Here is a 12,607-nt window from a genome sequence, read left to right as displayed (position 1 = left end):
TTTAAAGATTATCCTAAGTAAGGATATTTGTAATCTTTTGGAGAGACAAAAGTTTCCTTGATACTGCGAACGGAAACCCAACGCGTCAAGTTCATTTTAGAACCTGCTTTGTCATTAGTTCCTGATGCTCTAGAACCGCCGAAAGGTTGCTGACCAACCACTGCGCCCGTAGGTTTGTCGTTGATGTAGAAGTTTCCAGAGGCGTTTTCCAAAGCTTTGTAAGCCTCATCAATTGCGTATCTGTCTTGTGCGAAAATCGAACCTGTCAAAGAATATTGCGTCGAAGTGTCAACCAATTTCAAAGTGTCTGCCCAGTTTTCATCTTCATAAACAAAAACAGTCAGGATTGGTCCGAAGATTTCCTCAACAATACTTTCGTAATAAGGATTGATAGTTTCGATAACAGTTGGATGGACGAACCAGCCTTTCTTATCGTCATATTTTCCTCCAATCACCACTGTTGCGTCGTTTGCTGCTTCAGCTCTGTCGATATAGCCTTTGCATTTTTCGAAAGAATTCTTGTCGATCACTGCATTCACGAAGTTTGATGGATCTTCTGGAGAACCGATTTTAATCGTTTTGATTTGAGCTTCCATCACCGCTTTCACTTCATTCCAAAGTGATTTTGGAACATAAGCTCTGGACGCTGCAGAACATTTTTGTCCTTGATATTCGAAAGCACCTCTTACCAAACCTGTTGCAACAGCTTCAACATTTGCAGATGGATGTACCATTACGAAGTCTTTTCCACCCGTTTCTCCAACGATTCTTGGGTAAGATTTATAGTTGTGAATATTGTCGCCAATCATTTTCCACATTCCTTGGAAAACCTTGGTAGAACCTGTAAAATGCAGACCTGCAAATTCTGGATGAGCCAAAACTTTTTCAGCCGTTTCTTTTCCGTCCGTGAAAATCATATTGATAACGCCATCCGGAAGTCCAGCTTCCTTCAACACGTCCATAATGACTTTTGCAGAGTAGATTTGTTTGTCAGATGGTTTCCAAACGACAACATTTCCCATCATCGCCATACAAGCTGGCAAGTTTCCGGCAATTGCCGTAAAGTTGAAAGGCGTAACTGCGAAACAGAAACCTTCCAAAGGTCTGTACTCCACGCGGTTCCAAATTCCGGCGTCAGAAACTGGTTGCTCAGAATAAAGATCGGTCATAAACTCTACATTGAAACGCAAGAAATCTATGAATTCGCAAGCCGCGTCAATCTCTGCTTGATGAACGTTTTTGGACTGTCCGATCATCGTTGCTGCGTTGATTACATCTCTGTATGGTCCAGCCAAAAGGTCAGCCGCTTTCAAGAAGATTGCTGCTCTGTGTTCCCAGCCCAATGCATTCCATTTTGATTTTGCGGCAAGAGCAGATTCGATAGCGCTGTCAACGTGGGACATATCGCCTTCGTAATAGAATCCGCAATCGTGTTTGTGGTTCTGAGGAGAACTTAATTGTACTTTTTTATCTGTTTTAATATCTTTTCCACCGATTACCATTGGGATTTCGGTTTTTTCTTTCCACATTTTTTTATAGGTGGCAATCAGGCTTTTTACCTCGTCAGAACCAGGAACATAAGAATTTACGGGTTCATTTTGTGCAAAAGGCACTTGAGAAATGGCTTTAGACATATATTTTAATTTTTGATTTTTACAAATTTACAATAAGGATTTCAGAACCGCAATTGAATCGGTTTCTTTTATTAAGAGAGATTTTAAGCTGTCTTTAAGTTGTTGAAGAATAATACTTTGTAAATTTAACAAGTGGATAGGTTTTGTTAAAGTTTCAAAAATATATAATTTATTATCGATAATTTAATTCAATAATTTTTACAGATTTTACATTAATGCAAAACATTTAAGGGAGAATGAAAAAGAAAATAGCACAAAAATGAAGAATGCTTCCACCCAAAACGAAAAGATGCCAAATCGGATGATAGTATGGTTTTCTGTCTTTAGCATAAAAATAAATTCCAAAAGTGTAACACAATCCGCCAAGAATAATCAATGATAATGCGCCGGTTGATAGATTCTCAATCATCGGTTTGATGGCGATAATTGAAGCCCAGCCCATCAAAGCGTAGAGTGAAAGTGAAATCTTCTCATTGTTTCGTAGTGGTGAGAATTTAAAAATAAATCCAATCAAAGCCATTCCCCAAATCACCCCAAACATACTCCAGCCCCAAGCGCCTTTCAGTCCGAGCAAAGCAACAGGCGTATAAGTTCCTGCAATCAAAACGTAGATGCTGAGATGATCTATTTTTTGGCAGATTTTTTTCCACTTTAGTCTGTAAACAGCGTGGTAAACGGTTGAAGCAGAATAGAGTAGTGTCAAACTAATTCCGAAAATCAAAGAAGAAGCAACTGCAATCATATTCTCACTGATGACCGAATAATAAATCATCAGAATCAAAGCTACGACAGACAAAACTACGCCCAAACCGTGTGTGATGACGTTGTAAAATTCTTCTTGCTTTCTGTTTTTCTTCGGCATAATCTTGATTTTTATCAAAGTTAATTATTTAAGTTTTTTTGATGAAAGATGTTTTGGTTTTTAACACGAATTTAAGTGTTGTTTGCATAGAAATATTGGAAGTTTTAAATCTTGACTTTGAGTGCAAAAATCATTAGTTTTGATAAAAAATCCGAATGAAAACTTTCTTTTTAATTCCATTGATTATTTCCCAAATTTTTTTCTCACAATCGGTTTCTGCTGAGTTGGAGAAATCTGTGAAAGAAATGATGTCAACTTCCAACGCTTTATCGGCGAATCTGTCTTTTTATGTTTCGGATGAAAAAGGAAATTTGGTTTATGAATTCAATGGAAGCAAAGGACTTTCTACCGCAAGTACACAGAAGATTTTCACGTCAATCACAGCGTTGGAAACTCTGGGAAAAGATTTTCAGTTCAAAACAACGGCTTCCTATTCGGGTAAAATATCGAATGGCAATCTGGATGGCGATTTTTACATTACTTCAAACGGTGATCCGACTTTGGGAAGTTGGCGATTTGAAGGTTACAAGCCTGAGAATTTCAAGCAAAAATTAATAGAAGCCATCAAGAAATCGGGTATCAAAAAAATCTCTGGAAATTTGATTGTGGATGATTCTTATTTCGATTTTCAAAGTACGCCTGGCGGCTGGCCTTGGAACGATTTGGGAAATTATTACGGTGCGGGAACATTTGGCGTGAATTGGAAAGAGAATCAGTTTGATATTAATATTAATGGAAATCAAATTAAAAGTTATTCTTATGATTTGGAAAATGTAGATTGGATTAATGAATTGAAAACCGGCGGAAACTCCGACCAAAGCTTGATTTTCACTGCACCACATTCCAATTCGGCGATGATCAATGGAATATTACCAGTTGGAAAAGTAACAACTGTTTCTGGTGCAACACCCAATCCACCAATACAGTTAGCGATTGAAATCAAAAAAATACTTGAAGAAAATGGAATCTTGGTTTCGGGAAAAGTAACTTCTTATTATAATGAAAAGTTAAATGGGAAATCCATTTCAAAAGCGCCAACTTCAAATGTGATTTTTGAGTATAAATCGCCAACGCTAGACAAAATCGTATATTGGTTTTTGCGAAAAAGTGTAAACCTTTACGGTGAAACGCTCATCAAAACAATGGCAAAAGAAAAGCGGAATAACCCAACTTTCGAAACCGGAATTGATTTTTTAAAAGACTTCTGGAAATCAAAAGGCATCAATCCAATGATGATTAATTTTGCTGATGGAAGCGGACTTTCACCACAAAATTATGTTTCGGCAAAAGCACAAGTTCAAGCTTTGCTGTATGCTAAAAAACAAAATTACTTCGATGTTTTTTATGAAGGATTTCCGACGCAAAACGGCATCAAAATGAAAAGCGGAACGATAAAAGACAGCAAATCTTTTGCAGGTTATCATACTTCTAAAAGTGGGAAGAATTACGTATTCTCTGTGATTTTGAATAATTATCAAGGTGGAAGTATTAGCAATGCGTTGTTTAAAGTTTTGGATAATTTGAAGTAGCTATCTTAATACACTTCGACAAGCTCAGTGTGACATCTCTAATATTTAACTATTTATATTTGAGCGTTGTCAGTCTGAGGCTCTCGAAGACAATTAAAATTAAATGAACAGAATTAACTCTTTCCCACCAATTGTATATGATAATTCCCAAATATTAATTCTTGGATCGATGCCTGGTGCGAAGTCTTTGGAGATGAATCAATATTATGCTTTTCCGCAGAATCAGTTTTGGAAAATTATGTTTCATCTTTTTGATTCGGAATTTTCTAATGATTATGAGACAAGAATCAATCTCATCAAGCAAAATAATATTGCACTTTGGGATGTCATAGAAAGTTGTGAAAGAAAGGGTAGTCTTGATACCGAAATCAAATCAGAAATTGATAATGATATTTCGCAATTGATTGAAAATCATCCGAATATTAAAATAATATTTTGCAACGGACAAAAATCTTACAAGAATCTTGTAAAAATTCTAGGTAAAAACTTCAAAATTCCAATTGTGGTTTTACCGTCTACAAGTCCGCTTCATACTGTGAAGTTTGAGGAGAAATTGGAGAGTTGGAAAGTGATTATAGATTATTTATTAAAATAATTTACACCAAATAATCCTTTTTGCATTTCTATACTTAAGGTATCTCCAACTGTTAAATTCTCAATTTTATCCTTGACAGAATATTTTAAATAATCATTTTGATCAATGATATCTTTGTCATTATTGATGTTGAAAGCTGATAAATATTTGTCATTAGTAATGTAAATAATTTTATAGTGCTTTATTTCAGTTCCTTTACTGTTAATTCTGTTTGCTAAAAGTAATAAGGATAATATAGTTGTGTGGCAAAAAATAAAAAGTAGGCAGGAAAGAATTAATGTTCTACAAAGATGGAATAGTATATTTTTTATCGCAATTTTTTTTATGATACTTACGATTAAAACAATCAGTAATATGAATAGAATCGAATAAACTGAAAAGCTCAAGTAAAAATTATCGTCAAAACGATTAATGTCATTTTCAAAATAATACCTTTTTTGTGCAGGACTTATGAAAAAAAATAAAATACCAAAAATTATATATATGATAATTAGGTTTTTATTTTCTTTAAAAAATTCAATAAGTTTAACATTCATCTTTTTACGATTTTGATTCAACTCTTCCAAATCGCCCAAGCCTTCTCAGCCTGTTGCTCCAGCATATAAAAACCATTCAAAGTCGTCGCTCCTTTTTCTGCAGATTTTCTAAGGAAAGCGGTTTCGGATGGATTGTAAATCAAATCAATAACGTAATGTTTGTCCGTAATCTCATCAAATGGAAATGGGACAGAATCATCCACATTTGGGAAAGTGCCGACTGGCGTAGTTTGGATAATTAACAATGAATCTCTTACCAATTCTTCCGATAGATTTTCAAAATTAATTTCGGACTTTCGGGAAACAGTTTGGTGCTCAACGTTATGCTTTTCAAGAATATATCTCACAGCTTTTGCAGCGCCACCATCGCCAAGAATTAAAGCCTTTTTGTGATGTTCTTTTTTGTTGATGAGTAATGTTTTTTCAAACCCGAAAGCATCTGTATTGTAACCAATTTTTTTACCATTTTGAAAGCTGATACAATTGACTGCGCCAATTTTTGATGCTTCATCACTCAGGTCATCCAGGAAAGGAATTACCGATTGTTTGTAAGGAATTGTGACATTAATGCCCGCCAAATTTTGGTTTTCAAAAACTGAATTTACGCTTTCAATTTCCGAAATATCAAAGAAGTTGTAGCTGTGATTTTGTAAGAATAATTTTTTAAATTTCTCCTCAAAATATTTTTTAGAGAATGAGTAAGAAATGTTTTTCCCAAGTAATCCGAATTCCTTTTTTTCCATAATTCAAATTTAGGAATTATCAGAAAAATAAAGTGTGATTCTTATTGAAATTAATGAAAAAAAAGCAACTTGAAAATTTCAAATTGCTAATATTCTATTTTAAGAAATTATGCTTGTCTTTCAGAATAATATCTTATTTTTTCAACAATTTCTCCCAAGTCAAAAGGTTTTGGAATGAAATCGATTGCACCACTTTCTATGGCAGAATCTCCTAAACCTCGGCTAGCAGACATTATCACCACAGGAATATCTTTGAAATCCTGATGTGCTTTTATCATTTTGCAAATATCGCGACCATCTTCTCCAGAAAGCCACATATCCATCAATATCACGTCTGGCTTGGTAGAAGTCTCTAATAGTGAATTAAACATATCTGTTCCACGTTCGTAATTTGAAACTTCAAAACCTTCCATATCTAACATCAATTTTACTGAATCTAAAATTGCCGGACTGTCATCTACGACTACTATTTTTTTTGAATTATGCATTTTTTCTAAGCTATATGTTATTGGTTATCAGTTTTCGGAATCTCAAAACAAAAATCCGAACCTTTTCCTTCGACTGAATTTACAAAAATCCTGCCACCGCTGCGTTTTATAATTTCGGAAGAGATATAAAGTCCCAATCCGAGACCAGGAAATGTATGTTCTTTGCTTCCGCTGACTCTGTAGTATTGTTCAAAAACTTTGTCCTGCTTGTCCTGCGGAATTCCTATTCCGTAATCTTTGACGCAGAAAAGAATTTGGTTTTCTGAGGTTAATTTTTTGGTAATCTGTATTTTATCAGCGTTTGGAGAGTATTTGATAGCATTGCTGATCAGGTTGCTCATCACTTGCGAAATTCGGTGTCGGTCTCCAAAAACGTTACCCACATTTTCTGCTTCGAGATGGATTTTGTGATTTGTATTCATCTGCTCTTCTTCGATGATTTCTTTCACAAGCTCATCAAAATTAAAATCAGATTTATTAAGAAGTATCTTTCCGTTCTGGATTTTTGTTACATCCAGCAAATCATTTACAAGCCCAGTGAGTTTGTTGATTTGATCGTCCATTTTTCGGGCGACATCGGCATTTTTATCATCGTTTTGTTTTCTTAGATTTTTTTCAAGAAACTGAGAATAGAGTTTCAGACTCGTCAGTGGTGTTTTAAGTTCGTGGCTGGCGATTCCCAGGAAGTTGTCTTTCTGTTGCTGAAATTGTTTGAACTCATTGATGTCTGTACAAGTCCCAATCCATTGGGTGATTTCATCGTTTTGATCTTTTATAGGAACAGCACGGCCGAGAAACCATTCGTAGGAGTTTTCTTTTTTGTAATTTTTAAATTGATATTCTATCTCGTAGCCAGATTTGTTTTTTTTGCTTACTTCCCAAAGGTTGATGGCGCGAATGGTATCGTCGGGGTGTAAAATTTTGTGTGACGCTTTTTCACGGGTGTCAATCCCTTCAAAACCTGTATAGTCGTACCATTTTTTGTTATAATAATCAATCTTTCCATCTTTGTCGGCTGTCCAGATGATGATTGGAAGACTGTCTGCAAGATTTCTGTATTTTTCTTGATTTTTATGCAATTCTTCTTTTGCCAAAACCACATCTGTAACATCTACAGCCACATTGGCAATGGCATAAACCTCGCCGTTGTGATTTTTCAGTGGTTGATAGGAAAAATTGTAATAGAAAGTCTGCAACTGCCCATCGACTACGAGATCTGCTCGGTCTTCCTTAGCGGAATACGTTTTCCCAGATTCGTAAACATTCTTTAAAAGCCCCAAAAATGCCTGCCCAACGAGTTCCGGGATTCCTTCTTCAATTCTTTTTCCGATGATGGATTTGTCTTTTCCCCAGGTCTTCAGCATCTTATCATTTGCCATATCGATGATGAAATCTTCACCTTTGTAGATGGCAATGGCGTAGTCGGATTCCTTGATGAGATTTTCGAATTTGTATTCCGTTTCGGCTAACTTTCTTTCTGCTAAAACTTGTTCTGTAGTTTCCGTTGCCACGACGCTTACTCCAATGATTTCGGATTGGTCATCATTGTAAATTGGAGCATAAATAAAATCGAAATAGCATTCCTCTGTTACACCATTTCTTTCGATGTAAGCCAGATGTTTGTAACCTTTGTAAGGTTTTCCGGTCTTTTTTACATTGGTCAGAATATCAATGAAGGGTTGATCTTTGATTTCAGGTAAAGCATCAATCAATCTAAGTCCTATGATTTCCCGCTCTTTCCCCCAAAGTTTCAGTATTTGTGGATTTGCAACCTGAATCATAAAATCATCGCCCATCAGCATGGAAAGCGCAATCGGAGCTTGAGTCAGCAAAACGGCTAAGGACTCTTGAGAAATATTAGTTTTTATAAAATTTTTCATTAATGATAATTCGAATCTTTAATCCATTTCTGTCTAAGAATTAGCATTTTGAGAAGCTTTTCCAAGTTTGCTGTTTTTGTATCCGTAAATGAAATAGATTACCAAGCCTATAGCAAACCATAGTCCAAACCAGAACCAATTGTTGTGGCTCATTCCCGTCAAAAGATAAATACAAGAGCTAAGACCAATCAAAGGAATTAATGATAAATTTTTGATGAATGTCAAGACGCATAGAATCAAATTAATAATAATATAAACGATGATTGCCAAACGGAATTCACCTTCTTTTGGATCACTGAAGTTGGTTAAATTGTGAAAAAACTCTGGCTGATAAAAATAGAAAAATACCAATCCGCCAATGAAGATCAAAGGGAAAATGAACTTCCCATTAATATAAGGCAAATGAAATCTTCCTTTCACTTTTTCTTTGTTTGGAAGCAACAGAACGCCGCCACAAACCAGAACAAAAGCGAAAATAGTTCCGATACTTGTAAAATCCAGAATGAAAGATTTGTCTGTAAACAAGATGGGAACACCCACTACAATTCCTGTGATGATGGTTGCAAAAGACGGGATTTTTTTAGTTGGATGAACTTCCTGAAATTTCTTTGGTAAAAGCCCATCACGCGACATTGCCATCCAGATTCTCGGCTGTCCCATTTGGAACACCAAAAGCACGGTTGTAATGGCAACAATTGCTATCAATGCGACAATGAACTCCATCCAAGGAAGGTTGAGATTTGATTTTTCGAAAACGAAAGACAAAGGATCACCAATTCCATCAAACTTTTTGTAATCGACTAATCCCGTTAATGTTAAAGTTAAAATGATATAAATAACAGTACAGAGTCCAAGCGAAATCAACATTCCTTTGGGAAGATCTTTCTGTGGATTTTTAGTTTCTTCGGACAAAACTGAAATCGCATCAAACCCAATATATGCAAAGAAAACACCCGAAACAGCGGACATTACACCAGCAAATCCATTGGGCATAAAAGAAGGTTCCGAAGTCACTGAACTTGTTGGAAACCAATTTCCCGTGTTCACAAAACCAATTCCAACAGCAATAACTAATAGGATTACGAATAGTTTTAAAATCACAAAAAAATTGTTGAAATTCTTACTTTCTTTAATCCCTTGATAACAAAGCCAAGTGATGAGTCCGTTGATAACCAATGCCGGAATGTCAAGAATAATCTTTAAACCACCGATGATTGGAGCGGATTTCCAAGCGTTGATCAATTCTCCATTGGTAGAATTATTGAGAAAAGCTTTCTTAGCTTCGGAATAACTGCAAGTGAAGTAATCCGGAATATGGATTCCAATTCTTCCCATAAAACTGGTAAAATAATCTGACCAAGAGAAAGCAACATAAATATTACCAAAAGAATATTCCATAATTAAAGCCCAGCCAATAATCCAGGCAATCATTTCTCCAAAGCTAGCGTAAGCATAGGTGTAAGCACTTCCTGCGGTGGGAATTCTACTCGCAAATTCCGCATAACAAAGCGCAGTGAAAGCACAGGCAAATCCACAAATCAGATACAAAACTATCACGCCCGGACCGCCACGGAAAATCGCTTCTCCCAAACTGCTGAAACTTCCAGCTCCGATGATGGCTGCAATTCCAAAAAATACGATGTCCCATGTTCCCAAAACTCTGTTGAGCTGTCCGGAATCTGCATTTTCTGTGTAGTGTTTTCTTCTGAAAAGTGAATTCATTTAAGTTTAAAATTTTTGTGCAAGAAACAAATGTAATAAAAATTTGATGTTTCTGTTAAAAATTTGTTAAACAGTATTTGCTTTTTTTTAAACGGACGTGGTTTGGCGGTTTGGTAATTTAGGTTTGTGGGAAAATTGTATGAGCGAATTAATTACATCTGTCAACAGTAGATTAGAATTTTCCAAATATGTTAATCGGGTAATTTGTGATTTCAAAGTTAAAGAAATTGATGCTCCGAATCGTGATTATGAGCCAGATGGATTTAGTTTAATTTTTCCAGTCAAAAAGTTTAGTTGTGATTATGTTTTAATTTTCGAAAAAGATTGTTTTTTCTTGAAATTTAATTTTGAAATTGATGATGAAAAATATACAGAATTGAGAAATAAATTTTATGAAAAATTAGATTTTCTATTTACAAATGAAAAATTCTACAGCCAAAATGAAAACTCAATTGTTTTAAAATCTCAGATTGATGAGAAATTAATTGAAAGAGCACAGATTATTTTCGCGACAGAAAGATGGATGAAATCCTATTTTTTTCTAGAAACCAAAATTGCGTTAGATGAAATAGTTTTGATGATTTTTGAAGAATTTAAAGAAATAATACATCAAATTTGGAAAACGATTTTTGATAATTTTGAAACATTCGATTTTACAAAATTGTTTGAATCTTCCGAAAATGTTTCAGACAGTTTTTCTAGTAAAATTGAAGAAGAAAACCTTTATAATCTTCCGCCAATTGTTAAGATTTATTTTGATTCTTATAATCAACAGAAATTGGAACTGATAAATAATGAGATTGTTGTGTCGAGAAAAAAGAAAAATTGGGTGAAAAGGATTTATATATTTGTGAAGAAATTTAACAAAAGAACTAATTATGAACTACAAAGAAATTCAGAAACAGCAAAATATAATTATAAAAGAAATAGAATCATTAAGAACTGATAGTTGCACGCCAATTCCAGATGGGATTATTGATGTAGAAAAATACGTGAAAGGTGATTTGAAAATTTTATGGATTAATAAAGAAGTGAATAGTGAGAATGACAATGATGATTGGAGTTTGATAGACGTAATTTCTGATATGAAAACTCGTTTTGTTGCAAAAGACGGTTGGTCAAAAACATTTTCTCCATTGACTTATGTTGTTTATGGGATTCTAAATAATTTAGTCTGGGAAGATATTCCAAACACGAATGACAAACCCGAAATCGCTGAAGTTCTTCAAAATATTGCATATGTTAATTTGAAAAAATTACCAGGTAAAGAAAAAGCTGTTCATAGTGAGTTGAAAATGCATTTATCGGAAAATGACATAGTGAAAAAGCAGATAAAACTTTTTGCACCAGATGTTATTATTTGTGGTGGAACCTTTGATTTAGCCGATGGGATTTTGGAAGAAATATACGACGGTGATTATCAAAAAATGAAAGAAAAGACTGAAAATAAAATGAAGTTTTATTATGATGATAATCTTATGATTGTAGATGCGTATCATCCTTCAAGACCGCCAATGAAACAACAAATCTATTGTGATACGATTATTGAAAATGTTATAAATTGGAATAAAAATTAATATACCTAAAAAACCAAACGGACGTATTTTGGCGGTTTGGTGTTTCTTCTTTACACAATTAATTTTGAATCTTTAAACCATAAATTTTTAAAATGGCCATCCAAGACAAAAACTTCCGCCTGATGAACATCGTCCAATTTCTGAGAAGCAAACCAAAAGGTGCCAACTTCAAAGAGATTTTGAAACACTTGGAGGAATTGCATCACAAAGAAAGTTTTTCTAATGATTTGGCTAGCAGTCAAAAAACTTTTAAAAGAGATTTAGAACTGCTTTTGGAATTGGGAATCGAGATTAAATTCAAACGTTCCACGATGACTTATCAGATTATCGAGGATAGATTTTCCGACCATTCGCAAACTATTTTTGATAACCTTCTTTTGATAAATGCCTACAAACAAGCCGAAAATAATTCCGAAATTATGATATTCGAGAAAAGGCAAGCTTCGGGTCTTCATAACTTGGAAGGTTTGGTTTTCGCAATCAAAAATTCTAAAATCATCACATTCAATTACACCAAAAATTGGGAAGGGATTTCAACAAAAAGAGTTGTAGAACCGTACGCTTTGAAGGAATTTAAGAATCGCTGGTATCTATTAGCCAATGAGGTTGATGGGAAAGATTTATTTATCAAAACATTCGGACTGGATAGAATTTCGGATTTGGAGATTTCGACCAAGCTATTTTCTAAGCAAGATATTGATGTCAATGAGATGTTTGTTAATTCTTTTGGAATCATTTCAACTTTGGGTCAAAAGCCAGAAATCATTGTTTTATCATTCGATTATGAACAAGGCAAATTCGTGAAATCTCTGCCAATCCATCACTCTCAAAAAGTTCTCATCGACAATGATTCAGAATACAGAATCGAATTAACGCTCGCTCCAACCTACGATTTCTACCAGGAACTTCTCACGCACGCAGGAAGGATGAAAATCCTTGCTCCATTTAATGTCAAGAAAGAATATTTCAAATTGATTGATTCTGCAAAAAATTAATTTAATGAGAATTTAAAATCTTTGCTGAGTTTTACGCCTTTGCGAA

12 protein-coding genes are annotated in these 12,607 nt (G+C 34.6%); 5 read left to right on the top strand and 7 right to left on the bottom strand.

What is annotated here, in order from left to right; all coding sequences use genetic code 11:
- Positions 1–8 precede the first annotated feature (8 nt).
- Both pruA and trhA read right to left on the bottom strand, forming a co-directional pair.
- Positions 9–1,634 (bottom strand): L-glutamate gamma-semialdehyde dehydrogenase, encoded by a 1,626-nt coding sequence (gene pruA / locus B0I22_RS05995; protein ID WP_133943725.1) that lies wholly within the window; start codon positions 1,632–1,634, stop codon positions 9–11.
- Between the two features lie 226 nt (positions 1,635–1,860).
- Positions 1,861–2,496 carry a PAQR family membrane homeostasis protein TrhA gene (gene trhA / locus B0I22_RS05990; RefSeq protein WP_133943724.1) on the bottom strand — a complete coding sequence of 212 codons (636 nt, stop codon included), beginning with the start codon at positions 2,494–2,496 and terminating at the stop codon, positions 1,861–1,863.
- Positions 2,497–2,651: 155 nt separating this feature from the next.
- Here trhA and dacB point away from each other — a divergent pair, with 155 nt between their 5' ends.
- Both dacB and B0I22_RS05980 read left to right on the top strand, forming a co-directional pair.
- Positions 2,652–4,025: a D-alanyl-D-alanine carboxypeptidase/D-alanyl-D-alanine endopeptidase gene (gene dacB / locus B0I22_RS05985; protein ID WP_133943723.1), complete on the top strand. Its 1,374-nt coding sequence runs from the start codon at positions 2,652–2,654 to the stop codon at positions 4,023–4,025.
- 103 nt (positions 4,026–4,128) lie between these two features.
- On the top strand, positions 4,129–4,620 hold the full coding sequence (locus tag B0I22_RS05980) for a DNA-deoxyinosine glycosylase (protein WP_133943722.1): 492 nt from the start codon (positions 4,129–4,131) through the stop codon (positions 4,618–4,620).
- Here the strand turns inward: B0I22_RS05980 and B0I22_RS05975 are convergent.
- From B0I22_RS05975 to B0I22_RS05955, 5 genes are all read right to left on the bottom strand, one after another.
- Complete coding sequence (locus B0I22_RS05975; RefSeq protein WP_133943721.1) at positions 4,605–5,156, bottom strand: hypothetical protein; 552 nt, start codon at positions 5,154–5,156, stop codon at positions 4,605–4,607. The two genes, B0I22_RS05980 and B0I22_RS05975, sit on opposite strands and share 16 nt — an antisense overlap.
- A 17-nt stretch (positions 5,157–5,173) precedes the next feature.
- A complete protein-coding gene (locus tag B0I22_RS05970) occupies positions 5,174–5,899 on the bottom strand; it encodes a shikimate dehydrogenase family protein (RefSeq protein ID WP_133943720.1) in 726 nt (241 codons plus the stop codon).
- A 107-nt stretch (positions 5,900–6,006) separates the two neighbouring features.
- Complete coding sequence (locus B0I22_RS05965) at positions 6,007–6,387, bottom strand: response regulator transcription factor (protein WP_133943719.1); 381 nt, start codon at positions 6,385–6,387, stop codon at positions 6,007–6,009.
- Positions 6,388–6,404: 17 nt separating this feature from the next.
- On the bottom strand, positions 6,405–8,267 hold the full coding sequence (locus tag B0I22_RS05960) for a PAS domain-containing sensor histidine kinase (protein WP_133943718.1): 1,863 nt from the start codon (positions 8,265–8,267) through the stop codon (positions 6,405–6,407).
- Positions 8,268–8,300: 33 nt separating this feature from the next.
- Positions 8,301–9,989, bottom strand: a complete 1,689-nt coding sequence (locus tag B0I22_RS05955; RefSeq protein WP_133943717.1) for an APC family permease — start codon at positions 9,987–9,989, stop codon at positions 8,301–8,303.
- A 334-nt stretch (positions 9,990–10,323) separates the two neighbouring features.
- On the opposite strand from B0I22_RS05955, the gene B0I22_RS05950 reads away from it, so the two are divergent.
- From B0I22_RS05950 to B0I22_RS05940, 3 genes are all read left to right on the top strand, one after another.
- Positions 10,324–10,935 (top strand): hypothetical protein, encoded by a 612-nt coding sequence (locus B0I22_RS05950; RefSeq protein ID WP_166668182.1) that lies wholly within the window; start codon positions 10,324–10,326, stop codon positions 10,933–10,935.
- Positions 10,868–11,566, top strand: coding sequence for a hypothetical protein (locus B0I22_RS05945; protein ID WP_133943715.1), 699 nt, complete (start codon positions 10,868–10,870; stop codon positions 11,564–11,566). The genes B0I22_RS05950 and B0I22_RS05945 overlap by 68 nt, the downstream gene beginning before the upstream one ends.
- Positions 11,567–11,658: 92 nt before the next feature.
- On the top strand, positions 11,659–12,561 hold the full coding sequence (locus B0I22_RS05940; RefSeq protein WP_133943714.1) for a helix-turn-helix transcriptional regulator: 903 nt from the start codon (positions 11,659–11,661) through the stop codon (positions 12,559–12,561).
- Positions 12,562–12,607: the final 46 nt, after the last annotated feature.

Source organism: Epilithonimonas xixisoli (assembly GCF_004365655.1).
Taxonomy (GTDB): Bacteria; Bacteroidota; Bacteroidia; order Flavobacteriales; family Weeksellaceae; genus Epilithonimonas; species Epilithonimonas xixisoli.
This window is presented reverse-complemented; position numbering and strand designations above follow the sequence as displayed.

Excerpts from the sequence above, each read along its gene's own strand:
- pruA (WP_133943725.1), bottom strand. The coding sequence starts at position 1,634 with ATGTCTAAAGCCATTTCTCAAGTGCCTTTTGCACAAAATGAACCCGTA.
- trhA (WP_133943724.1), bottom strand. The coding sequence starts at position 2,496 with ATGCCGAAGAAAAACAGAAAGCAAGAAGAATTTTACAACGTCATCACA.
- dacB (WP_133943723.1), top strand. The coding sequence starts at position 2,652 with ATGAAAACTTTCTTTTTAATTCCATTGATTATTTCCCAAATTTTTTTC.
- B0I22_RS05980 (WP_133943722.1), top strand. The coding sequence starts at position 4,129 with ATGAACAGAATTAACTCTTTCCCACCAATTGTATATGATAATTCCCAA.
- B0I22_RS05975 (WP_133943721.1), bottom strand. The coding sequence starts at position 5,156 with ATGAATGTTAAACTTATTGAATTTTTTAAAGAAAATAAAAACCTAATT.
- B0I22_RS05970 (WP_133943720.1), bottom strand. The coding sequence starts at position 5,899 with ATGGAAAAAAAGGAATTCGGATTACTTGGGAAAAACATTTCTTACTCA.
- B0I22_RS05965 (WP_133943719.1), bottom strand. The coding sequence starts at position 6,387 with ATGCATAATTCAAAAAAAATAGTAGTCGTAGATGACAGTCCGGCAATT.
- B0I22_RS05960 (WP_133943718.1), bottom strand. The coding sequence starts at position 8,267 with ATGAAAAATTTTATAAAAACTAATATTTCTCAAGAGTCCTTAGCCGTT.
- B0I22_RS05955 (WP_133943717.1), bottom strand. The coding sequence starts at position 9,989 with ATGAATTCACTTTTCAGAAGAAAACACTACACAGAAAATGCAGATTCC.
- B0I22_RS05945 (WP_133943715.1), top strand. The coding sequence starts at position 10,868 with ATGAACTACAAAGAAATTCAGAAACAGCAAAATATAATTATAAAAGAA.
- B0I22_RS05940 (WP_133943714.1), top strand. The coding sequence starts at position 11,659 with ATGGCCATCCAAGACAAAAACTTCCGCCTGATGAACATCGTCCAATTT.